This is a genomic window from Roseibium sp. JB4-4 (assembly GCF_055693425.1).
The window spans coordinates 3,237,476-3,260,000 of the sequence record NZ_CM146333.1; the positions used below are offsets into that span (position 1 = coordinate 3,237,476).

Sequence of the window (22,525 nt, forward strand, 5' to 3'; positions counted from 1 at the left end):
CCTATTGCGCTGCGCTGAGAACCGGATGCCCGGCCAGTTTCATTGTGCGGGCCGCCTCGATCCAGGTAAGCCAATGGTCGAATCCCTCGCCAGTGCACGCCGAGACCGTCAGGATGGTGATGTCCGGATTGACCCTGAGGGCATTTTCCTTGGCTGCCTCGACGTCAAAATCGAGATGCGGCAGCAAGTCGGATTTATTCAAGAGCATCAGGTCCGCAGCGGCGAACATGTCCGGGTATTTGATCGGTTTGTCCTCACCCTCAGTGACCGACAGGATCACAACCTTGTGGGCTTCGCCCAAGTCAAAGGCAGCCGGACAAACGAGATTGCCCACATTTTCAATGAAGATCAAACCGCCATCACAAGGGGCCAAATGCTCCACCGCGTGGCCGACCATGTGACCATCGAGATGGCAGCCCTTGCCAGTGTTGATTTGAATTGCCGCGACGCCCGTCGCCCGGATGCGGTCAGCATCCTTGCTGGTCTGCTGGTCTCCCTCAATGACATAGCAGTGCCGCGTTTCAATCAGTCTTTTAAGTGTTTCCACCAGCAAAGTTGTCTTGCCGGAACCTGGGCTGGAAACAAGATTGAGCGCAAAAATCGCCCGCTCGGCGAAGTACCGCCGGTTGGTGTTGGCATAGGAATTGTTCTTTGACAGAATGTCCTGTTCAATCTGGATCATCCGGGACTGGCTTATGCCAGGTGCGGACGCGCTGGCTCTGCCGGTTCCATAATGGTGGAGATGAGCACTGCCATGTTCCTGAGAGTGACCGTGCGCATGATGATGAAGCTCACCACCATATTTAGGCTTCGCCTTCTCAGGACCCTCTACCCTAACATTACCGGAGCCGCACCCGCATACTGTACACATCAGGACACCTCCATTTCCTTGATCCGCAGTTCGCCACCGCTGGTGATTTGCAAACTGACAGCACCGCAATTTGGGCAGGGATCGTAGCGTTCGAGAATGGGAACATTTGTCTCGCAGGCCTGACACCAGGCCGTTGCTTCCGGGCATAGAATGTCCAGTCTTGCATCTTCCGCTACACTGCCGCGCATAACGACGTCGAAACCGAAACGCAGGGCCTCAACCTCAACACCCGACAGTGGGCCAACTTCCAGGCGCACAAGATCCACCTTCGAAAAAGCCTGCTGATCCGCCTGAGCGGTTATGATCTCAAGGATATTCTCGCACAACGACATTTCATGCATGAATCGATCCCAAGGGTCCTGCCTCTAAACCGTTTCGACTACGATAGAACAGTTGTTGGGCCGCACGCTTTGAGATTAATCATTCAGGCAGTCTTTAGCGTCTCCTGCAACCATTGCGTGATTGCACCAATCGGGTCGCAAGTCGTTGGAAGCTGTTGAGGCTTTGGTCAAAGAACTCCAAAAAGCCCCTTCGTTGTCAATCGCGGCTATTCCGTCGGTCCTGCGTCGAGCTTCGCCCTCCTATGGGGCAATCATCAGGCTTTCGCGTCCGTTTTTGAGATTGAAAAATCCTTGAAGGACGATACCACGAAACTGGCTCGCCGACGCAAAGCGCCATCGCATCCCTTGAATTCGGTTCTCAACTGTTTGTGCAACAGCTGCCCTCACAGCAAAGGCAACTGAAATTCGCGAAGCCTTCTCTTATTTGCGCTGAGCGCGCTGGGTTTTTTGATTTTGTTTTTGGTTTGTTTTTTTGACTCGTTCTGTTGAGATTTCGATTCGGTTTCCAACAAAAAACCCGGCACGGAGCCGGGTTGTGTTATTGGTTGCGGGAGCTTGATCACACCGGGACTTGTACCTTCAGGGCGATCCCGACTGGAAGACCGGACGTTGGGGCGGCTTCACAGTTCCTGTCGGCTTGGGCGTCGATTAGCCTCCGTCTGCCGTAAATCCCGCGGCCTCAATTGCTGCGATTGCGCAGGTCTCGTCATTGTCGGACGAGTCACCAGTTATTCCGACTGCCCCGAGGATTTGACCGTCCTCTTTGATTAAAACGCCACCGGGAACCGGCACCAGCGATCCTTCGGCAATGCTGTTCATTGCTTGGATAAAATAGGGCTGTGACTTTGCCCGCTCAAACAGGGCACGCGAGCCGAGCCCCATACCGATTGCGCCACGCGCCTTGCCCTGCGCAATGTCCGGACGCAGATTGCTAGTGTCATCTTCGCGGGCCAGTGCAATCAAAAAACCTCCGCTATCAAGAACCGCGATTGTTATAGGCTTCATCCCATTGGCGCGCCGCCATCCCAGAGCCGCCGAGACAATTTTCTGCGCTGTATCTAAAGCAAGTTTCACTCCGACCCCCGATCTACATGTTCACCTTGGTCTATAGGCGGACTACGCCGCTATGACCGCCCCGCTATCTATCAGGCTGGCGACCGTTTCCTGATCATACCCAACCTGTTCCAACACCTCTCGGCTATGTTGTCCCAACACCGGCGCGGCTTTGGCAACTTTGGCAGGTGTTTTGCTGAACTTGACCGGGTGTCCAATGGTTTTGACATCGCCCGCAATGGCGTGCTTTGTCTCCACGATCATATCACGCGCAACCGCCTGAGGGTCCTCGTGCATTTCCAGAATGCCCAAGACCGGACCAGCAGGAAGCGCTGCCGCTTCCATCTTGGCCAACCAGTTGGCGGTTGTGTCCCGCTGCAGTTTTTGATTCAGGATTTCGACGAGCGCAGGCAAGTTTTGCATCCGCGCCTGGTTCGACGCAAACCTCGGGTCGGCATCAAGCTCTGGCGTCTCAATGACATCCAGAAGCCGGAGCCAGTTGCCCTGGTTCGCGGCACCAACGTTGATCCAGCCGTCGCTGGTCGCGAATGCCTGGTAAGGCGCATTGAGTGGATGCGCGGAGCCAAGCGGCTGTGGATTTTCACCAGTGGAAAAGGCAATCGCCGATTGCCAGTATGTTTGCACAATCGCAGCCTCAAACAGCGACGTGTCAACTTTTTGACCCCGGCCGGTCTTCAACGCATTTGCGTAAGCCGCGCTCACGCCCATGGCCGCCAGAATACCGGCATTGATGTCTGAAATCGGTGCTGCCACTTTGACCGGCGGACGCCCCGGTCCCTCGCCGGTGATCGACATCAGACCGGCCATGCCCTGGGCAATCAAGTCAAAACCGCCGCGCTCCGCGTACGGACCGGTACGCCCAAAACCGGAGATTTCGCAATAGATCAGGCGCGGGTTGATTGCGGCCAGATCGTCATAGCCAAAACCCAGCTGTTCCATTGTGCCCAAGCGATAATTTTCTATCACGACATCCGCATCTGACAGGAGCTTGTGCAATACGCCGCGTGCCGACGGGTCCTTGAGGTTCAGCGCAATTCCCCGTTTGTTGCGGTTCATCATTATGTAGGCTGCGGATTCGCCTTCAATCTGCGGGGGAACAAATCGGCGAGAATCATCGCCTTGCGGCTTTTCCACCTTAATGACATCCGCGCCCATGTCCGCCAGCATCAGGCCACAGACCGGACCCGCCATGATGTGCGCAAGCTCGATGACCTTCATACCGGTCAATGGGCCGGTGGCGGTCGTCATTTCCCGGTCCACTTTGGTCTGGATTTGCTCAGGAATGCATCGATACCGATGTGGAAATCGTCGCTGGTGTAACACATCGCGATCAGGTCATCGTCTCCCACCGCAATCGCGGCACGCCGGCGACGCATGGCCTCTTTTGTGGAACGCAAGGTCAGGGGTGCCATGGTGCCGACCAACTGTGCCAGTTCCTTGGCTCGCGCCATCAGGGACTCCTCGTCCGGCAGTACCTCACTCACCAGGCCAATCGCCTGGGCTTCTTCCGCCAGGATCAGCCGCGCAGTGAAGATGATCTCGCGGACGCGGCCTGCTCCCATCAGATCCGACAGGCGGGCAAGGTTGTCACTGGCAAGGCAGTTTCCCAAGGTGCGTGCGATGGGAAACCCGAACTTGAGGCTGGCAGAGGTAATACGCAGATCACATGCCGCCGCAATCGCGGCCCCGCCACCTGTGCACGCCCCATTGATCGCTGCGATCGTCGGTACCGGACAACGCTCCAGGTCGTCCAGCGCTTGCGCGATGCGGGCTTCGTAGTCCAGTGCGTCCTGCGCAGTCTTGAAGTCGCGGAACTGGCTCATATCGGTACCGGCCGCGAACGCCTTTCCGCCGTTACCGGAAAGAACGATGGCCCGGACCGATCCGTCGGTTGGCAGCGACTTGCAGAGATTTGCGAGCGCGTCGTACATCGCAAATGTCAGCGCGTTGCGCGACTGCGGGCGGTTGAATGCCACCCACAAGACACCGTCTTCCAGATCTTGCGTAAGCTCTTCGGTCATCGGTAGAAGTACTCAACGAGGAACATCGGCACCGTTGGTACGTAAGTACAGAGCATCAGCACCGCCAGCAGGACCGCGACAAACCAGATATTCACTTTCGACACGGCCCAGATATTCGCCCGCGCCACAGAGCAGGACGTGATCAGAACGGAGGCGACCGGGGGTGTCTGTTGGCCAATCGCCAGGTTCAGTGTAACGACAAGACCAAAATGCACGGGGTCGATGCCCGCGGCGGAGATCAGCGGGATCACAATCGGGACAACCAGTATGATCGCGGCCGCGGAATGCAGAAAGAACCCGATGATCAGAAAAAAGAAGTTCAGGATCAGCAAGATTGCCCATTGCTGAGCCGTCACGGACAAGATCGCTTCCGCCAGTTGCTGAGGGATCTGCGCACGGGTCAAGAAACCGCCCATCAGAACCGATGCGGCAACCAAAAGCATGACCACGGCGGTTTGTATGCCGCCATCGAGCATTGCTCGGCGCAAATGTGCCAGGTTCAGGTTGCGATACCAGCCAGAGACAACAAGTGCGGCAAGCACGGCCAGCCCTGCGGCTTCGGTTGCGGTGACAAACCCGCCGAATATCCCGCCCAGGATAATTACCGGCAACGCAAAAGCGGGCAGTGCGTCCTTGAACGTCTCGCGTACGCGCGGCAGATTGAATGCCTCTTCCACCGGATAGTCATAGCGTTTCGCGAAAGCATAGGCCACGCCCATCAACCCGGCAGCACCCAAGAGCCCCGGCACAACGCCGGCCACAAACAATTGCTCGACCGAGGTGTTGGCTGAGGCTGCATAAAGGATCATGGGGATCGATGGCGGGATGATAATCGCCAGAGAGGCAGAAGACGACGTGACTGCGGCGGAAAACTCCTTCGAGTAGCCGCGCTTTTTCATTTGCGGGATCAGAATCGAGCCCATTGCAGCGACGTCCGCTACAGCCGATCCCGAAATCTCCGCGAAGAACAGCGAAACGCCAATGTTGACCATAGCCAGACCACCGCGGATGAAACCGATGATGGCGGACACAAAGTTGATCAGCCGATCCGTGATCCCGCCCGCGTTCATGATGGCACCTGCCAACACAAACATCGGAATCGCGATCAACGAAAACTTCGTCGATCCGTCATACATGTCCAGGGCAATCGTGACCAAACTGCCTGTGCCCTCGACCGCCAGGAGGCCGATCACGCCACACATGGCCAGTGCAACTGCAATAGGCACATTAATGCAGATCATCGCCAGCAGTGCGCAGAAGATCGCAGCCATCAACATCAGGTACGATCCTTGTTCTTGATCATCTCGGACTCGACCTCTTCCTCGATCTCCGCGTGTTCCAGCGAAATGCCGTCGGCGGTGACTTTCCAGTAGTTCGGCAGGCTAAGAAGCTGGCACAGGATGAACAGGATCGCGCCAATCGGAATAATCGACTGGGTGAATTGAACCGGAACCCAGGTCAGTGAGATCAGCGTGTCGCCTTCAAGAACTTCGAGAACTTGAAGCCCGGCTCGCGCCATCAGCACAAAGAAGATCAACACGATTGCCTCGCCCGCCAGCAGGGCCGCCAGACGCGCCTTGATCGGCATCGCCAAAAGCACCGTATCAAACCCGATGTGACGACGGTGAAGCGCAGCGAGCGCAGAGCCGTAGTAGGTTATCCAGGCGAGCATGATCGCTGCGACTTCGTCATACCACGAAAAACTCTGGCCCGAGAGACGTGCAATCACCGCCGAAATTACGACGATGGTCAGAAGCACCATCAGCGAGATCGTGATCCATTCAAGCACTTTGCCGAGGATCTTGACAATCCGAGGTAGGAGTGAGGTTGAGAGCTGGTTCACTTCGCGCCTTGCCTTCTTGCAGGAGCCAAAGGGAGGCTCACGCGGGTCTGTTTGGCCACAAGAATGAAAGGGCAGCGGATTGCCCGCTGCCCGACACAAGCGTCAGTTTGAGTTCGCCATGCCCAGAACCTGGTCAATCATGTCCTGCCCGCCTTCGACCTCGTCGGCGAAAGCCTTGTAGATCGGTGCGGATGCCTCGACGAATGCATCCTTGTTCGCCTCATTCACCTCGACACCGGCAGCCTTGATGACGTCCAGCAATTCGGTTTCAAGTTGCGCCGCCTTTTCGTAGGTGAAGTCCTGCGTGGACGCCGCACAGGCAGTCAAACCGGCCTGCACGTCCTCCGGCAGTTTCGCAAAACCCTTCTGCGAAGCGAGGATATAGGCAGGTGTGTAGACATGCCCGGTAATTGACAGGTACTTCTGGACTTCCTGGAATTTTGCGGATGCAATCTGCGCATAGGGGTTTTCCTGGCCGTCCATCACGCCGGTTTGCAACGCGGTGAACACGTCCGAGAAGGCCATTGGCGTGGGGTTTGCGCCATATTCCGTGAACATCTTTACACGCCATACGCCGTTGGGCGTGCGAAGTTTGATGCCTTCGAGGTCACTCGGCACATTGATTGGCCGCGTATTGTTGGTGATGTGGCGGAAGCCGTTCTCGGCCAAGCCAACGATGTGATATCCGCCACCGTTTGCTGCGTCCTGAAACTTGTCCATCATCGCGTCTTGGACACGACGCATGTGATCGCGGTCACGGATGATGTAGGGCATCTCGAAAATGCCGAACGTATCATCGACCGAAGACATAACAGATGAGGGAAGCGCGAAGTCGACCTGACCCAGCTTCAGCTTTTGCAAAAGTTCCTTGTCCTTGCCCAACTGAGAAGAGCCGAACGTCTGCACCTCGACTTTGCCGCCCATCGACGAATTTACACATTCCGCGAAATTGTCGACGCTTGCTTCAAAGAGCGAACCGGGATTGCCGACATGGCCAAACTTCAGCGTGATGTCGGCGGCAAAGGCACCGCTCGTTCCGCCAATCGCAGCGGCTGTTGCAATCAGAATTGCCTTGATGGTCATGTGTGATTCCTCCCTTGGAAATGTGACTGTTTTCGTCACTCTGCCGCGATTTGCGTGTTCTCCAGCATCGCCATCGCAGCTCCGACTCCCCCTGCGTTGTGGGGAATTCTGGCCTTTGTCAGACCCATTTCGACACCCGCCAGTGTTGCGACCAACATGAGATCGTTGAAATCACCAAGATGGCCAATGCGGAACACTTTGTCGGCGACCTTCGACAGGCCGTTGCCCAAAGAAATATCGTAGTGATCCAAAGTCGTTGCTCTGAACCCATCTGCGCTGTGGCCTTCCGGAACCATGACAGCCGTCAGCACACCGCTTTCCTGCCCCTGCTTGTTGCAAAGAATTTCCAGTCCCCAGGTGCGGACGGCAGCGCGTGCAGCTGCCCCGTGACGCGCATGTCTGGCAAAGACATTTTCCAGCCCTTCTTCGTGCAACATTTCAATGGCGACATTCAGTCCGTAAAGAAGGTTCGTGGCGGGCGTAAAAGGGAAGTATCCAGTTTTGTTCGGACCGACCATATCCGCCCAGTCCCAGTATGATCGCATTAAGGTGGCCGAACCGTTCGCAGCCATGGCCTTGGCACTTATCGCGTTGAACGAAAGACCCGGCGGCAACATCAGTCCCTTTTGTGATCCGGAAACCGTGACATCAACGCCCCATTCGTCGTGCTGATAGTCGAGCGACGCGAGACCCGAGATTGTGTCGACCATGAACAATGCCGGATGTCCTGTGTTGTCGATGGCCTTGCGGATCGCAGCAATCGGCGAGACGGACCCGGTTGATGTCTCGTTGTGAACAACGCAGACGGCCTTGATCTCGTGATTTCTGTCTTCAGCCAGATATGCCTCGATCTGATCCGGATCGGCACCGCCGCGCCAGTCGCCTTCAATGAACTCGGGCCTCAAGCCCAGTTTCTCGGCAATCTTTTTCCACAACGTCGCAAAATGCCCGGTTTCAAACATCAGCACCCGGTCGCCCGGCGACAACACATTAACCAGCGCTGCCTCCCAGCCGCCGGTGCCTGACGATGGATAGATCACGACGTTCTGTTCGGTCTTGAAGATGGTTTTGATCCCTTCAAGAGCCTGTGCACCGACTTTGCCGAACGCTGGGCCTCGGTGGTCAATCACCTGACCGGAGATCGCGCGCAATATGCGATCCGGAACCGAACTGGGGCCGGGAATTTGCAGAAAATGACGACCAGCTTGTCTCATAAATCGAACCTTGTGGGACCTGCGTTTGAACGTGCGGCACAGAATGACATTGAAGTTGTGAATTTGCAATTTTTAATTCATAATTCATTTTTAGATTACGCAGATCAAGGATCCCGCCGTTGAACGACATTGCGCGTGAACTTTCAAAAAGGGTGTCGGGCGATCTGATGTTCGATCTGTTCTCGCGCGGTCGCTACGCGACGGACGCTTCGATTTATCAGATGATGCCGGTGGGCGTGCTGGCACCCAAATCGGAAGACGACATTCTGACGGCGATAGACTGCGCGCGCCATCAAGGCGTACCGGTCCTTGCCCGTGGCGGCGGTACATCACAATGTGGCCAGACCGTAAACGAAGCGCTGGTTTTGGATAACACTCAGTATTTCAACGAAATTCTCGAACTTGACGTCGCAAACAAACGCTGTCTCGTGCGCCCGGGCATCGTGCTCGATGAACTGAACCGGGTGCTCAAACCGCATGGGCTTTGGTTCCCGGTGGATGTCTCTACCGCGTCGCGCGCAACCATTGGCGGGATGGCGGGCAACAACTCCTGTGGTGGAAAGTCCATCCGATACGGCATGATGCGGGACAATGTCCTGTCAATCGACGCGATCCTGGCTGATGGCAGTAAACACAGGTTTGGGGCAGGTCTTGCCGGGCAGAATGGGGTCTATAATGCGCTTTCCCGTGATCTTGCGGCGATTGGCCAACGGGAATCGGCTGAAATTGCTGCCAGGTTCCCCAATGTCATGCGCCGCGTGGGCGGCTACAACATCGACGCACTGACTTCTGGACCGGACGCCCAGAATCTCGCTCATCTTCTTGTTGGCTCGGAAGGCACACTTGCCTACACCACCGCGATCGAGTTGAAACTCTCCCCGCTTCAGGACGGCAAAGCCTTGGGCGTGTGTCACTTCCCGACCTTCCATCAGGCAATGGATGCCGCACAACATCTGGTGACGCTTGATCCTGAGGGCGTTGAGTTGGTTGATCATACGATGATCGCGCTTGCCCGGGACATACCGCTTTTTGCCAGGACTATCGAAAGTTTTGTGACCGGCGCGCCTGAGGCTTTGCTGCTGGTGGAATTCACGCGAGCCAACGGGGAGCAAAAGTTAAAAGACCTCGACCGGATGATGGGTGACCTCGGGTTTTCCTGGACCGGTACCGGCAAGGCCTGGGGCGGTGTCACAGCGGTGACGGATACAGGCCTGCAGGGACAAATCGCTGAACTGCGCAAATCAGGCCTCAACATAATGATGTCCATGAAGACCGCCGGAAAGCCCGTGTCGTTTGTAGAGGATTGTGCGGTCGAACTACCCGACCTTGCCGCCTATACGGCTGGGCTCACGGAGGTTTTTGAGCGCCATGGCACCACAGGGACATGGTACGCACATGCGTCGGTCGGGTGTTTGCACGTGCGCCCGGTATTGAACTTGAAGCTGGACAATGACGTTGCCACAATGCGCGCGATTGCCGAGGAATGTTTTGATCTTGTTGCCCGCTACAAGGGTTCGCATTCAGGCGAGCATGGGGACGGCATCGTCCGGTCGGAGTTTCATGAAAAGATGTTTGGCTCCCGGATGGTCGCGACCTTTGAGGAGGTGAAAGAACGTTTCGATCCGACCGGCGTGTTTAATCCTGGCAAAATCGTCAATGCGCCAAAGATGGATGACCGCAGCCTTTTTCGCTATGGACCGGAATATCAACCCTCACACCTGAAAACCGAACTGGATTGGTCCGAGTGGTCAGGGAAAGATGGCGGATTTCAGGGGGCGGTTGAAATGTGCAACAACAATGGAGCCTGCCGCAAACTGAAGGGTGGCGTCATGTGTCCCTCATTTCGGGTGACACGCAAAGAAAAGGACCTGACCCGCGGCCGCGCCAATACCCTCCGTCTTGCGATTTCCGGACAGCTTGGGCCCGACGCACTGGTGTCCGATGAGATGGCGGATGCGATGAAGCTGTGTGTGTCCTGCAAGGGCTGCAAGCGCGAGTGCCCGACAGGCGTGGATATGGCGCGGATGAAAATTGAAGTGCTTTCTGCGCGCGCCAAGAAGCATGGCCTGAGCACTCATGATCGGCTTGTTGGCTATTTGCCGCGTTATGCTCCCTGGGCAGCAAAATTGCCTTTTCTTATGAACCTGCGGGACAAGGTGCCCGGTTTAGCCAAAGCAACTGAACGATTGACAGGTTTCACGGCAAAACGCCCCTTGCCCAAATGGGTCGCCAAACCGTTCAAGGACACCGAGGTCAGCGTGACCTCCAAACCGGACGTCGTTTTGTTTGTTGACAGTTTCAACCGCTATTTCGAGCCTGAAAACCTGCGCGCGGCAGTCAGAGTTCTGAACGCTACGGGCAGTTCGGTTGATGTCGTAAGACCCGCTGCCGGCAATAGCCGTCCATTGTGTTGTAGCCGTACGTTTCTGTCGGTCGGATTGGTTGATCAGGCGCGGCAAGAAGCCAAACGGCTTGTCGATGCTCTTATACCTTATGTAGAATGTGGCGTTCCTATCATCGGCTTGGAACCAAGCTGCCTATTGACCCTTCGCGACGAGATCCCGGTGCTTTTACCCGGAGAAGATAGCGCAAAGATCGCCAAACTGGCTCTGATGTTCGAGGAGTTCATTGCTGATCAGAAGGACAATCCGCAGTTCACTTCGCACCTTCAATCCCCGGCGCCCGAGGTAACATTGCACGGGCACTGCCACCAAAAGGCAATGGGGGTCATGCCGGCAATCGAACGAACGCTGGCACTCCTGCCGGACACGAATGTTACCAGGATCGACAGCAGCTGCTGTGGCATGGCAGGCGCATTCGGCTACGGTGTGGACACCTATGACACGTCGATAAAGATGGCAGAACTGGACGTCCTTCCCGCGGCGCGAGCCGCATCTGGTGATGCCATTATCGTGGCCGATGGCACGTCCTGCCGCCACCAAATCGCAGATAACACCGAGCGCAATCCGATGCACATAGCCCAACTTCTCGACTTGGCACTGAAACGAGTGTAAACGCTGGAAAATGACTGATGTATCAGCAAACATGATAATCGAACGAAGGTCGCTTCACCTTGAATTGGTGGAGCGTCTGCGTCCTTTGATCATTGAAGGCCAAATGGCCCCGAACAAAAAAGTTCCCGAAAAGGCACTTTGCGAACAATTCAGCGTATCAAGGACCCCATTGCGCGAAGCATTGAAGGTTTTGGCCGCAGAGGGGTTGGTACGATTGGAACCAAATCGCGGCGCATGGGTCACCGCGATCACGCTAGAAGAGGTCGACGAGGTCTTTCCCGTGCTCGCCGTACTTGAGGGCCTGTCGGGAGAGCTGGCTTGCGAAAAGATCTCTGATGAGGAAATTGCCAAGATCCGCTCGCTTCACGACGCGATGATACAAAGCTATCGTGACAGGGACCTGGCCACGTATTTCAAGCTTAACCAAGACATCCATTTCGGCATACTTTCCGCGGCAAGAAACGAGACCCTGGCAAACTCAAGTATGGCATTGTCAGCTCGTATGCTGCGCGCGCGATATGCGGCCAATATGTCCGACGAGCGCTGGGGCGAAGCGGTAGACGAACACGATGGAATTATTCGAGCGCTGGAAGCTCGCGATGGTAAGAAGTTGGCGTCAATCTTGATTGTTCACATGAAAAACAAGCAAAACTCGGTGACGCGCTGGTTGCTGAACGCGCCCGACGATGAAGCTGATTAAGGCACACTGGTTTCAGTGTGCCTTTGACTTGGCGCTGTCAGAATGACATCGACGACATTGCTTCTCACGCGCAAGGGCTCCGGGCAAACGCATTCTCAGCCTTTTGCATTTTCATCCGGAAACGGAGCTTGTAGTCCGCAATCAGCAGCAAGCACATTCAGGTCGCGCCGCAGAGCGGGGTTCAGGCCAAGGCCGTTGGATCGACGCGCATCAGCCGACGCGGTCTTTCCCTCACCCGGCAAACGCACAGGATCATGACCGGGAAGTGGTTCCGAGGCACGCATCTCGTCAAACACCCGACTGGCGTTGCTCGCAAAGTCGTCTCCAATTCCGAAGGCAGCGGGGTCAAGTGCCATGACAAACAGCCCGGTATTGGTGGAAGAGGTCGTGTCGTTCGTGAAGTCGACGACGTCTGATCCAAAGGCAGCCCCATTGAGAACACCTGCCATAAGCCCGATAGCAACCGACAAACCGAACCCCTTTGGGCCGCCGATCGGCAGGAGGAAACCCTCTGATTTCCGGGCTGGATCCGTGAGCGGCTTACCGTCCCGCCCAACCATCCAGCCTTCCGGCATCTCCATGCCCTGTTGCAGAAGCGTTTTTATCTTTCCCATCGCAGCAACGGTGGTGGCCATGTCGAATACGAAAGGGTCGGCGCCGTTGGCAGGCGCTGAAAACGCAATCGGGTTGGTCCCAAGCAGAAGGTCGGTTCCTCCGTATGGAGGAACGTGGTTTGCGCTTCCGACTGCCGCCGCCATGCCAAGCAGACCCGCCTCGGCTTGTGGCCTCACATAGAGCGCCAAGGGCCCGGCATGATTACCGCGGCGAACGCCAACCCAGCCAATACCGGCGGTGCGTGCCTTTTCGATAGCAAGATCAAGCGCCGCGGACATTGCAAGATGACCGAGCCCGTCGTCCCCGTCGATCACGCCCGTGGCAATTGTTTCATGCGCCACGGTCACCGACGGGGTCGGGTTGCAGCCGCCGCCGTCCAGTCGCGCCAGGTACTGCCGCAGGCGAAAAACACCGTGTGTGCCATACCCGAAGATGTCCGCTTCTACCATGAGCGTGGCGACCTTGACGGCATCATCATGGGGGACGCCCTTCGACTGCAGCGCCGCAGAAACGAATTCGCGCAGGGTATGCACTGGTATGGTGGATGCCTCAGTGATCTTGTGCACCTACGGATTCCTTCTGCCAGAAGACGACCCTGCGCTGCGTCCATTGCACGATCAGGTACAGCACCAACCCGACGAGGCTCAGATACAGGATCAACGAGAACACCCGAGGCGTGTTAAGCTGGGATGCTGCGACCCTGATCAGCTCGCCAAAGCCTTTGCCACCGCCCAGGAATTCGCCCGTGATCGCGCCTGCCATGACGCCAACGGCACCAATCTTAAGCCCAGTAAAGATTTGTGGCAGTCCGGTGGGAAGCTTCATCTTGATCAATGTCTGTATGCGGCTTGCGCCCATGGTCTTAAAGAGCATGCGGGCATTCTCATCGGCAGAATGTAGGCCCGCAGCCGTTCCAACCACGATCGGGAAGGTGGCGATAAACGCTGCCAAAGCCACCTTGGATTCGATGCCAAAACCAAGCCAGGCCACAAAAAGTGGTGCAAAGGCAACCTTCGGCATGGTGTCTATGGCTACCAGGTATGGCATAACAGCCTTTTCGCCGAACGCCGTTTCGCCGACGAGTACGCCAAGCGAGAAGCCGAGGGCGATGGCAAGCGCGAACCCATAGATCACCTCTTTGATCGTGATCCAAAGAGAAACAAGCATATAGTCGCCGCTAAGAAGATTGTTTCCGACAAAGATCATGTCGTCGAAGGTTTCCCACGGCGTGGGCAAAATGATCGGCGAAACAAGTTCCAGACGTGTTACCAGATCCCACGTGCCGATGAAAACCACGAACACAAATGTCATCGCGATCCAACGGGGCACGGAATCGATGAATGCAACTTTCTGAACCCAGACGGTATCGTCCGCCGCCTCGGTCTCTAGCCGCTGATTGGTGGGCGCATCAGTCACATGTCTTCTCCCTTGTCCAACATGCTGCGAATGTGATCCACGATTTCGCCAAATCTCGGTGTCGTCATCATATCAAGCGTACGCGGCCGGGGCAGATCAACCTGAACGATCTCCGCAATCCGGCCTGGGCGGGGCTTCATTACGACAATCTCGTCCGAGAGGATCACCGCTTCCTGAATGGAATGGGTGACCAGAAAAGCCGTCGCGTCCTGCTCACGGCAAATTCTCTGTAATTCCATGTTCATCATGTCGCGAGACAGCTCGTCGAGTGCGCTGAACGGCTCATCCAAAAGCAGAACCGCTGGTTCGGTAATCAGCATCCGGCAGATCGACGCACGCTGTGCCATGCCTCCAGACAATTCGTTGGGATAAACGTTCTCAAAACCCTTCAGCCCGACTATCTCGAGAAGGTCATGTGCTTTTTCCTTGGCCTTCTTGGCGGCCCCTTTGCCGTCCCGGATCTCGATCGGCAGCACGATGTTTTCAACCGCGGTTTTCCAAGGAAAGAGCGTGGCTTGCTGGAACATCATTCCGATGTCGCGGCGCGGGCCGGTGACAGGCTTGTCCTGAAGGATCACACGGCCTTTCGTGGGGGGAATGAGCCCTGCCATGATCTTCAACAGGGTCGATTTCCCGCAGCCGCTTGATCCGATAACCGACGTGAAGCTTCCGTGACGCAAGGTGAGGTTCACGTTCTCTAACGCGATCACCGCATTACGCGCGTAGGTCTTGCTGACGTTGGTCAACTCATAAACCGGCGCTTCAGATGAAGCGCCGGAGTAGTCATTTGCCAATGAGGCGTTCATTTGCCGACGCCTGCACTTCCGAGCTCAGCGAACTCATTGGTCCAGATCGCGCCCAGATCGTCGAGAGGTCCTGGGATTTCACCGCCAGCGACGAGAGCTTCCTGCCATTCTTCCCAGACTGCCGCCGGATACCAGCCAAGATGCGGGCTGTCGCCAGCAGCAATTGTCTTGGAACGAACCGCATCGAAAAGTGCCGCCTGGAACTCCTTGTCTTCACCTTCCTGCGGGTTGCCTGCGGCAAGGTGGGCAAGAACTGCATCGCGATTGGCGTCGTCCAACGCAAAAGCATGGCCTTTGGCAAAGGCACGGCTCCATGCTTCAACAAGCTCACGGTCGTTGGCGATCGTTTCGGCCATGGTGGCAATGCCGTTGCCGAAGAACCGACCGAACTCGGCGGGTGTAATGTCACGCACCTTCATGCCACGCTGGTTGAGAACTGCTGTATCTGCCGTGGACGCAGAATAGGCGTCAATTTCACCGTTTAAGAACGCCGCAGTTGCGGGACCACCGTCACCGACCGTGAGAAATTCAAAGTCGGTGCCTTCGACCATTCCAGCACCCGTCAGCACGTTGCGGGCAAAGCCCACCTCGGCACCGTCCGCTGTACCGGTCCCGATAACCTTGCCGCGCAGGTCCTCGATCTTCTGAAACTCGGAGCCTTCTTGAACTGCGATTCCAAAATTGCTCCGTGCAGCCACGTTGTAGATATGTGTGGCATCCACACCGCGTGAACGCGCTGCGATCAACGGGCCGGGGCCAGGACGGCCGAATTGCGCTTGACCTGCAGACAACGCCTGCAAAACCGCACCCGAGCCGTTGATGGCTTCGACCGTAACGTTCAAGCCCTCATCTTCGAAAAACCCTTCGCCTATGGCGACAAAGACCGGAAACGAGTTGATGGCAGACGGGCTCGGCTGCACGAAAGTAATCTCTTTCAAGTCTTGCGCAAACGCAACTTTTCCAAACAAACCGGCTGCTAGCGCTGCCGTCAGTAACGAGGTTAATGTTCTGCGGTTCATCATATGCTTAGTCCTCCCTTCGCATTCTTCCCAATCCCCCTCGTCCTATCGGCGTCTTCGGAAGATTGCTTAAACGGCACGCACTGAGTTTGTGAGCGTCCCGATCCCTGAAATATTACAAACGACGGAATCGCCATCTTTTAAGAAACTCGGTGGGTCCATGGCGTATCCCACGCCCGAAGGCGTGCCGGTCGCGATGATGTCACCGGGCTCTAACGTCATGCCCTCCGATAACGAGGCGATGAGTGTCTCGATATCGAAAATCATGTCCCTGGTATTACCGTCCTGTCGGGTCTCGCCATTCACCGTCAGTGAGATCGGCAATGCATGTGGATCATCAATGGCGTCTGCGGTCACAATCCAAGGGCCCATGGGGCAAGAGCCATCAAAGGCCTTTCCCTTGAAATTCTGCCCACCATGGCGGCGCTGGACGTCACGGGCTGAGATGTCATTCAATATGGTATAGCCAAAGACGTGTTTCATAGCGTCCGCCCTGGCGATATTGCGACCCGTCGTGCCGATAATCACAGCCAACTCGACTTCGTAATCAGTTTGCTTTGAAATGCTCGGAAAAGTCAGTACATCGCCCCCCGGGCCTACGATGGACGTCGGTGGCTTGGTGAAGAAAACCGGATATTCGGTTACGCCGACCTTTTGCTTTTGCGCACGGTCTCCCTCGGCGATGTGTTCAGCGTAGTTGCGTCCTACACAAAGAACATTTTTGCGAATGGCGGGGATTGGCGCCAGCAATTTTGCCCCTTCGGCCAAAATTGCCGTGCCAAGAGAGCCGGCTTCAGCGTCTCCCACAAGACCGCGTGCGACATCAAGCGTCTCTGGCGGTCCGCCAATCAGAAGGAGCATTGAATTTGCCTTCAGTGCCTCAGCGGCGGGACCCGTCAGATGGCGCGCGGCTTTGGACAGGCTCAAAAGGCGGTCGTCACTCAGAACGGCCGCACACATTTCCTCTCCACTCGCTGACACTGTGGCTAGTCGCACGATTTTTCCTCCCGACACTGTCTTTTTTTGCGGCAGCGCGTCGCAAAGTTCTGCGATCTCTTGCTAACCTTGCAGACAAGAGTTGATTGACTCTCGTTCTAATTCAATCAACCAATCAGCAAATTGGGTGGCGATATGAATGACACAGCCGAACTATCACAAAGACTGCGTGACTTGATCGATAGTGCCGGATATCGGTTGAATGACCGCATCTTGCCCGAGCGCGAATTGTGCAAACGTCTGGACACGACACGCAACCAATTGCGCAAAGCCCTTGCCGATCTGGAGGCGCAAGGACTGATCTGGCGGCACGTCGGACGCGGCACATTTGTCGGTTCAAGGCCCGTGCTGAACCTTCAGGATGTTACCTACCTTCGCGACCAGATTAAGCCGGAACAGGTTGTAACGGTCCGCTACAACATTGAGCCCGAACTGGCGCGGCTCGCGGCAATGAATGCGAGTAAATCTGATTGTAAACAAATGAAGATTTGCGCTGAGAAGTGTCGCGAAGCAAAAGATTGGCGCGCTTACGAAGCTTGGGACAACAAGTTGCACCACGTCATCGCACGTAGCACACGCAATCAGCTCTACCTGTACTTTTTTGAAACGCTGAACTCGGTGCGCCGCTCAATTGTCTGGGGCCAGCCGCGCGATACCCGCAAGCCCGTGCCCGGCTATACAAGCTTCATAGAACACGATGCAATCGTGCGCGCGATCACAGCCAGAAACGGCGAGCTGGCAATGCAAATGATGCAGCAACATCTGCGCTCGGTTTATTCGCGGATGATGCCAGAAGCGGTTTTGGGCGAAGATTGAAGTCCAACCAATTATAGAAATGGTTGACCAAAACTCATTGCCAACGAGTTTATTTTTCGTGCATTCGGTCCAAGTCATAAAGCGAGCGGTCCTAAATCGGTATCGCGAGTCTGCGGGCCTAACCACAACCGACCGCAAGCGAGGAAAGCGATGTCTGAGCACGTAATCGAGACCCCAGAGTTACACGTCATTCCCACCAGCGACGGAGGGTCCTTTCCCGTCCGTCGTGTCTACTGCATTGGCCGGAATTTTGCGGCACATGCAGTCGAAATGGGACACGATCCCAATCGCGAACCGCCTTTCTTTTTTCAGAAAAACCCAAATAATCTAGATGCTTCGGGAGAATTTCCCTATCCACCTCACACATCAGATGTACACCACGAGGTCGAACTCCTGGTTGGCCTAAAGAGTGGCGGAACCAACATCGCCCTTTCAGATGCGCTTAACCACGTCTGGGGTTACGGCGTGTCGCTGGACATGACACGGAGAGACTTGCAGGGCGAAATGAAGAAGATGGGACGCCCGTGGGAAATCGGCAAAGCCTTCGAGCGATCCGGACCAGTAGGTCCATTGCATCCGGTGTCCGATGTTGGTCACCCCGCTCAGGGTCGGATTGCACTGTCAGTCAACGGCGACTTGCGACAAGAAGGTGATCTGAACCAGATGATCTGGAAGGTACCTGAAATGATCTCCTATCTCTCGGAATATTTCGAACTCTCAGCGGGAGATGTGATCATGGCCGGTACCCCTTCGGGAGTAAATGCCGTGGAGCCAGGCGATACCATGGAAGCAAGCATCGAATCCGTCGGCGTACTGAACGTCAAGGTCGTCTGAACTCAGACCGACCGGACGGTCTGGGCCTTCTCTGAAAAGCCAATCGCTGGATGATCGCACTCTCGTTCACCCTGAAGAGCGCACATCAGATCCGACCTGGGCCAATCGGGACATCCAGGCGGACATACAATCCGTTGCACCTAGAGCCTCCGTTGTTGCTTTTCGGTACAAGGGTGCTGCCACAGGATTGCTAGCAGCAAAGCTGGCGCAGGGATTAGTTCTTAGCGGGATGGTTTATCCTCCGCCTGTGAAGAGGTCAGCCATTGTGCTTAGGGAAACGGCGGTCAGGGTGCGTGGTCTGTTTTAGGTCAGAACGACGAAAGCCCGCAGGCTTTGAGCATGCGGGCTGGTTTTGGATTTGACTGTTTTTACCCCTTTGCGTTGGGTGGATTCTTTTTTGCGTGGGGGTCTTTCCGTTCACAAATTGCCGTTCGGTTTCCATCAAGGTACCGGGAACCTGGCCGGGTTGCTCTATTGTTTTTGTCCCGCTCTGTTGATTTTTTGTTGTTTTGTTTTGTTTTTGGTTCTCATTGCACCAAAACAAAAAAGCCGCCCTGTAGGGGCGGCTTGTTTTTGTTGGTTGCGGGAGCAGGATTTGGGGGTTTTCTGCCCTTCTGCGTCGGGCTTTGCCCTCCTTGATGGGGCCCGGGGAGGTTCTCGCCTGTATCCGTTACCCGAATACGACAACAGCCCCACCCCTTACGGGATGAGGCTGTTGTCGAATTTGGTTGCGGGAGCAGGATTTGAACCTGCGACCTTCAGGTTATGAGCCTGACGAGCTACCGGACTGCTCCATCCCGCGTTATTTTTTTGCTCGTCCTCGATCTTTTGGATCTTCGGTCGTCGCGTGGGCTGCTCCATCTGGGGCGTACCCGTAATTCTCGTTTGACCGGAGGACTGCGCTGACATGGGACTTAAGATCCGGAGCGCAGCCCGAAGGGCGGTACGCGCGTGAGCGACAGCAAATTGAAGAGTTTCAAACTGCGTTTAGCAGGCCTGGCGGCGACCTACTCTCCCACACCTTAAGATGCAGTACCATTGGCGCTGGGGAGTTTCACGGCCGAGTTCGGGATGGGATCGGGTGGGGGCTCCCCGCTGGGGCCACCAGGCCGGCGAAGCGCAGTTTGTTGTGAACTGGTAAGATGAGTTTATCCTCACGGTTGAGCGGGCTTCGCCCTAACCTCCGGACGGGGCGCGCAAGCATGCGCGGCGGCCGGTCAGCCTTGCGGACCCTTCGGTCCGGGCTCTTTTTCCTTGCAGATCAAGAGCCTGAAGGCTTTGAGAACACTGGTCTTTTCTTAATTATTGATCGATTTCGGTTTGGGCACGTTCCGGAGCTTTACTCCGCAAGCGCAAGTGCGCGCCGGCCGGTCAGGCCGCGTGGTTCGCAGGACAGGTCCGTGAGGACCGGTACGTCCGTGAGAACAAAACCGCATGATCTTTTAAATGCGCCATGGGCGCCTTTAAAAGATGAACATTGACTAATGAGAGGATCAAGCCGAACGAGCTATTAGTAAAGCTAAGCTTCATGCGTTGCCGCACTTCCACACGCTTCCTATCGACGTGGTGGTCTTCCACGGCTCTTCAGGGAGAGCTGGTTTTGAGGTGGGTTTCCCGCTTAGATGCTTTCAGCGGTTATCCCTTCCGTACATAGCTACCCTGCAATGCGGCTGGCGCCACAACAGGTCCACCAGAGGTACGTCCATCCCGGTCCTCTCGTACTAGGGACAGATCCTCTCAATTCTCCTACACCCACGGCAGATAGGGACCGAACTGTCTCGCGACGTTCTGAACCCAACTCACGTACCACTTTAATTGGCGAACAGCCAAACCCTTGGGACCTGCTCCAGCCCCAGGATGTGATGAGTCGACATCGAGGTGCCAAACAATGCCGTCGATATGGACTCTTGGGCATCATCAGCCTGTTATCCCCGGCGTACCTTTTATCCGTTGAGCGATGGCCCTTCCACGAGGGACCACCGGATCACTATGGCCGACTTTCGTCTCTGCTCGACTTGTCAGTCTCGCAGTCAGGCAGGCTTATGCCATTGCACTCAACGAGCGATTTCCGACCGCTCTGAGCCCACCTTCGCGCGCCTCCGTTACCATTTGGGAGGCGACCGCCCCAGTCAAACTACCCGCCACACACGGTCCCGGATATTGTTGTACCGCGGTTAGATATCCATGACGACAAGGGTGGTATTTCAAGGGTGACTCCACCTCAGCTGGCGCCAAGGCTTCAACGTCTACCACCTATCCTACACATGTCGTGACGAATACCAGTGTGAAGCTGTAGTAAAGGTGCACGGGGTCTTTCCGTCTGACCGCAGGAACCCCGCATCTTCACGGGGAATTCAATTTCACTGAGTCTATGCTGGAGACAGCGGGGAAGTCGTTACGCCATTCGTGCAGGTCGGAACTTACCCGACAAGGAATTTCGCTACCTTAGGACCGTTATAGTTACGGCCGCCGTTTACTGGGGCTTCAATTCGGTGCTTGCACACCTCCTCTTAACCTTCCAGCACCGGGCAGGCGTCAGACCCTATACGTCGTCTTGCGACTTCGCAGAGCCCTGTGTTTTTGATAAACAGTCGCCACCCCCTGGTCTGTGCCACCCCAATCCGGTTGCCCGAACTGAGGTCTCCCTTCTCGCGAACTTACGGGAGCATTTTGCCGAGTTCCTTCAGCATAGTTCTCTCAAGCGCCTTGGTATTCTCTACCAGTCCACCTGTGTCGGTTTCGGGTACGGTTTATACGGTGGAGCTATTTCCTGGAACACCTTCGCTGCACCCCCAATCCAATAAGGAGATACAACACACGGCATCCGTCACTACCACCAAGCTGCAGAATATTAACTGCATTCCCATCGACTACGCCTTTCGGCCTCGCCTTAGGGGCCGGCTAACCCTGCGCCGATTAGCGTTGCGCAGGAACCCTTGGACTTTCGGCGAGAGTGTCTCTCACACTCTTTATCGTTACTCATGTCAGCATTCGCACTTCTGATATCTCCAGGAGCCCTCACAGGTCTCCCTTCGCAGACTTACAGAACGCTCCGCTACCGCGCATCAAAGATGCACCCGCAGTTTCGGTGTATGGCTTGAGCCCCGGTACATTTTCGGCGCGGGACCCCTTATTTAGACCAGTGAGCTGTTACGCTTTCTTTAAATGATGGCTGCTTCTAAGCCAACATCCTGGTTGTTTTGGGAGTCCTACATCCTTTCCCACTTAGCCATAACTTAGGGACCTTAACTGGCGGTCAGGGTTGTTTCCCTCTCCACAATGGACGTTAGCACCCACTGTGTGTCTGCCGGATAGTACTTCTCGGTATTCGGAGTTTGGTTAGGATCAGTAAGGCGGTAAGCCCCCATAGCCCATCCAGTGCTCTACCCCCGAGAGTATTCATCCGACGCTCTACCTAAATAGATTTCGCGGAGAACCAGCTATTTCCGAGTTTGATTGGCCTTTCACCCCTAGCCACAGCTCATCCCCGACTTTTTCAACAGGCGTGGGTTCGGTCCTCCAGTGCGTGTTACCGCACCTTCAACCTGGCCATGGCTAGATCACTCGGTTTCGGGTCTAATCCAACGAACTAAAACGCCCTATTCAGACTCGCTTTCGCTGCGCCTACACCTACCGGCTTAAGCTTGCTCGTTAAATTAAGTCGCTGACCCATTATACAAAAGGTACGCTGTCAGGCTTGCGCCCTCCAACTGTTTGTAGGCATCCGGTTTCAGGGTCTGTTTCACTCCCCTCGTCGGGGTGCTTTTCACCTTTCCCTCACGGTACTTGTTCGCTATCGGTCGACAAGGAGTACTTAGGCTTGGAGGGTGGTCCCCCCACGTTCAGACAGGATTTCACGTGT

At 55.8% G+C, this 22,525-nt stretch carries 18 protein-coding genes, 1 tRNA gene and 2 rRNA genes (1 of these 21 only partly in view); 4 read left to right on the forward strand and 17 right to left on the reverse strand.

Features of this window, described 5'->3' with window-relative positions; genetic code table 11:
• Position 1 precedes the first annotated feature (1 nt).
• From hypB to ACZ1HV_RS15150, 9 genes are all read right to left on the reverse strand, one after another.
• Positions 2–871 carry a hydrogenase nickel incorporation protein HypB gene (hypB, locus tag ACZ1HV_RS15110; protein WP_472715632.1) on the reverse strand — a complete coding sequence of 290 codons (870 nt, stop codon included), beginning with the start codon at positions 869–871 and terminating at the stop codon, positions 2–4.
• A complete protein-coding gene (gene hypA, locus ACZ1HV_RS15115; protein ID WP_472715633.1) occupies positions 871–1,212 on the reverse strand; it encodes a hydrogenase maturation nickel metallochaperone HypA in 342 nt (113 codons plus the stop codon). Before hypA ends, hypB begins: the two co-directional genes overlap by 1 nt.
• A gap of 648 nt (positions 1,213–1,860) precedes the next feature.
• Complete coding sequence (locus ACZ1HV_RS15120; protein ID WP_298819558.1) at positions 1,861–2,286, reverse strand: GlcG/HbpS family heme-binding protein; 426 nt, start codon at positions 2,284–2,286, stop codon at positions 1,861–1,863.
• Between the two features lie 42 nt (positions 2,287–2,328).
• On the reverse strand, positions 2,329–3,534 hold the full coding sequence (locus ACZ1HV_RS15125; protein ID WP_472715634.1) for a CaiB/BaiF CoA transferase family protein: 1,206 nt from the start codon (positions 3,532–3,534) through the stop codon (positions 2,329–2,331).
• A complete protein-coding gene (locus ACZ1HV_RS15130; RefSeq protein WP_298966006.1) occupies positions 3,531–4,307 on the reverse strand; it encodes an enoyl-CoA hydratase in 777 nt (258 codons plus the stop codon). Before ACZ1HV_RS15130 ends, ACZ1HV_RS15125 begins: the two co-directional genes overlap by 4 nt.
• The gene (locus ACZ1HV_RS15135) at positions 4,304–5,584 is read right to left on the reverse strand and encodes a TRAP transporter large permease (protein WP_298819552.1); all 1,281 of its coding nucleotides are present in this window, start codon (positions 5,582–5,584) and stop codon (positions 4,304–4,306) included. The genes ACZ1HV_RS15130 and ACZ1HV_RS15135 overlap by 4 nt, the downstream gene beginning before the upstream one ends.
• Positions 5,584–6,150: a TRAP transporter small permease gene (locus ACZ1HV_RS15140; protein ID WP_298819549.1), complete on the reverse strand. Its 567-nt coding sequence runs from the start codon at positions 6,148–6,150 to the stop codon at positions 5,584–5,586. Before ACZ1HV_RS15140 ends, ACZ1HV_RS15135 begins: the two co-directional genes overlap by 1 nt.
• A gap of 102 nt (positions 6,151–6,252) precedes the next feature.
• Positions 6,253–7,233 carry a TRAP transporter substrate-binding protein gene (locus ACZ1HV_RS15145; RefSeq protein WP_298966011.1) on the reverse strand — a complete coding sequence of 327 codons (981 nt, stop codon included), beginning with the start codon at positions 7,231–7,233 and terminating at the stop codon, positions 6,253–6,255.
• 35 nt (positions 7,234–7,268) lie between these two features.
• Positions 7,269–8,447, reverse strand: a complete 1,179-nt coding sequence (locus ACZ1HV_RS15150) for a pyridoxal-phosphate-dependent aminotransferase family protein (protein ID WP_472715635.1) — start codon at positions 8,445–8,447, stop codon at positions 7,269–7,271.
• A 167-nt stretch (positions 8,448–8,614) separates the two neighbouring features.
• Between ACZ1HV_RS15150 and ACZ1HV_RS15155 the strand changes: the two genes are divergently transcribed.
• Both ACZ1HV_RS15155 and ACZ1HV_RS15160 read left to right on the forward strand, forming a co-directional pair.
• Complete coding sequence (locus ACZ1HV_RS15155) at positions 8,615–11,461, forward strand: FAD-binding and (Fe-S)-binding domain-containing protein (protein WP_472718454.1); 2,847 nt, start codon at positions 8,615–8,617, stop codon at positions 11,459–11,461.
• Positions 11,462–11,492: 31 nt separating this feature from the next.
• Positions 11,493–12,161 (forward strand): GntR family transcriptional regulator, encoded by a 669-nt coding sequence (locus ACZ1HV_RS15160; RefSeq protein WP_298966030.1) that lies wholly within the window; start codon positions 11,493–11,495, stop codon positions 12,159–12,161.
• 95 nt (positions 12,162–12,256) lie between these two features.
• Here the strand turns inward: ACZ1HV_RS15160 and ACZ1HV_RS15165 are convergent, their stop codons facing one another.
• The 5 genes from ACZ1HV_RS15165 to ACZ1HV_RS15185 form a co-directional block, all read right to left on the reverse strand.
• Positions 12,257–13,342, reverse strand: a complete 1,086-nt coding sequence (locus ACZ1HV_RS15165) for an Ldh family oxidoreductase (protein WP_298984414.1) — start codon at positions 13,340–13,342, stop codon at positions 12,257–12,259.
• Positions 13,326–14,192 (reverse strand): ABC transporter permease, encoded by an 867-nt coding sequence (locus ACZ1HV_RS15170; RefSeq protein ID WP_298819540.1) that lies wholly within the window; start codon positions 14,190–14,192, stop codon positions 13,326–13,328. Before ACZ1HV_RS15170 ends, ACZ1HV_RS15165 begins: the two co-directional genes overlap by 17 nt.
• A complete protein-coding gene (locus ACZ1HV_RS15175; RefSeq protein ID WP_298819538.1) occupies positions 14,189–14,998 on the reverse strand; it encodes an ABC transporter ATP-binding protein in 810 nt (269 codons plus the stop codon). The genes ACZ1HV_RS15170 and ACZ1HV_RS15175 overlap by 4 nt, the downstream gene beginning before the upstream one ends.
• Complete coding sequence (locus ACZ1HV_RS15180) at positions 14,995–16,020, reverse strand: ABC transporter substrate-binding protein (RefSeq protein WP_472715636.1); 1,026 nt, start codon at positions 16,018–16,020, stop codon at positions 14,995–14,997. The genes ACZ1HV_RS15175 and ACZ1HV_RS15180 overlap by 4 nt, the downstream gene beginning before the upstream one ends.
• 66 nt (positions 16,021–16,086) lie before the next feature.
• Positions 16,087–17,013: a fumarylacetoacetate hydrolase family protein gene (locus ACZ1HV_RS15185; RefSeq protein WP_472715637.1), complete on the reverse strand. Its 927-nt coding sequence runs from the start codon at positions 17,011–17,013 to the stop codon at positions 16,087–16,089.
• Between the two features lie 135 nt (positions 17,014–17,148).
• On the opposite strand from ACZ1HV_RS15185, the gene ACZ1HV_RS15190 reads away from it, so the two are divergent.
• Both ACZ1HV_RS15190 and ACZ1HV_RS15195 read left to right on the forward strand, forming a co-directional pair.
• Positions 17,149–17,829 (forward strand): FadR/GntR family transcriptional regulator, encoded by a 681-nt coding sequence (locus ACZ1HV_RS15190; RefSeq protein WP_472715638.1) that lies wholly within the window; start codon positions 17,149–17,151, stop codon positions 17,827–17,829.
• Positions 17,830–17,979: 150 nt separating this feature from the next.
• The gene (locus tag ACZ1HV_RS15195; protein WP_472715639.1) at positions 17,980–18,663 is read left to right on the forward strand and encodes a fumarylacetoacetate hydrolase family protein; all 684 of its coding nucleotides are present in this window, start codon (positions 17,980–17,982) and stop codon (positions 18,661–18,663) included.
• Between the two features lie 725 nt (positions 18,664–19,388).
• Here ACZ1HV_RS15195 and ACZ1HV_RS15200 read toward each other — a convergent pair.
• The 3 genes from ACZ1HV_RS15200 to ACZ1HV_RS15210 all read right to left on the reverse strand — a co-directional run.
• A tRNA-Met gene (locus ACZ1HV_RS15200) sits at positions 19,389–19,465 on the reverse strand.
• A 192-nt stretch (positions 19,466–19,657) separates the two neighbouring features.
• Positions 19,658–19,772: ribosomal RNA gene (gene rrf, locus ACZ1HV_RS15205) — 5S ribosomal RNA — on the reverse strand.
• 380 nt (positions 19,773–20,152) lie between these two features.
• Positions 20,153–22,525, reverse strand: a 23S ribosomal RNA gene (locus ACZ1HV_RS15210) (it continues 352 nt past the right edge of the window).

Bases quoted from the DNA above. Each gene is read 5' to 3' on its own strand.
- hypB (WP_472715632.1), bottom strand. From the start codon at position 871: ATGTGTACAGTATGCGGGTGCGGCTCCGGTAATGTTAGGGTAGAGGGT.
- hypA (WP_472715633.1), bottom strand. From the start codon at position 1,212: ATGCATGAAATGTCGTTGTGCGAGAATATCCTTGAGATCATAACCGCT.
- ACZ1HV_RS15125 (WP_472715634.1), bottom strand. From the start codon at position 3,534: ATGACGACCGCCACCGGCCCATTGACCGGTATGAAGGTCATCGAGCTT.
- ACZ1HV_RS15130 (WP_298966006.1), bottom strand. From the start codon at position 4,307: ATGACCGAAGAGCTTACGCAAGATCTGGAAGACGGTGTCTTGTGGGTG.
- ACZ1HV_RS15135 (WP_298819552.1), bottom strand. From the start codon at position 5,584: ATGTTGATGGCTGCGATCTTCTGCGCACTGCTGGCGATGATCTGCATT.
- ACZ1HV_RS15145 (WP_298966011.1), bottom strand. From the start codon at position 7,233: ATGACCATCAAGGCAATTCTGATTGCAACAGCCGCTGCGATTGGCGGA.
- ACZ1HV_RS15150 (WP_472715635.1), bottom strand. From the start codon at position 8,447: ATGAGACAAGCTGGTCGTCATTTTCTGCAAATTCCCGGCCCCAGTTCG.
- ACZ1HV_RS15155 (WP_472718454.1), top strand. From the start codon at position 8,615: ATGTTCGATCTGTTCTCGCGCGGTCGCTACGCGACGGACGCTTCGATT.
- ACZ1HV_RS15160 (WP_298966030.1), top strand. From the start codon at position 11,493: ATGATAATCGAACGAAGGTCGCTTCACCTTGAATTGGTGGAGCGTCTG.
- ACZ1HV_RS15175 (WP_298819538.1), bottom strand. From the start codon at position 14,998: ATGAACGCCTCATTGGCAAATGACTACTCCGGCGCTTCATCTGAAGCG.
- ACZ1HV_RS15180 (WP_472715636.1), bottom strand. From the start codon at position 16,020: ATGATGAACCGCAGAACATTAACCTCGTTACTGACGGCAGCGCTAGCA.
- ACZ1HV_RS15190 (WP_472715638.1), top strand. From the start codon at position 17,149: ATGAATGACACAGCCGAACTATCACAAAGACTGCGTGACTTGATCGAT.
- ACZ1HV_RS15195 (WP_472715639.1), top strand. From the start codon at position 17,980: ATGTCTGAGCACGTAATCGAGACCCCAGAGTTACACGTCATTCCCACC.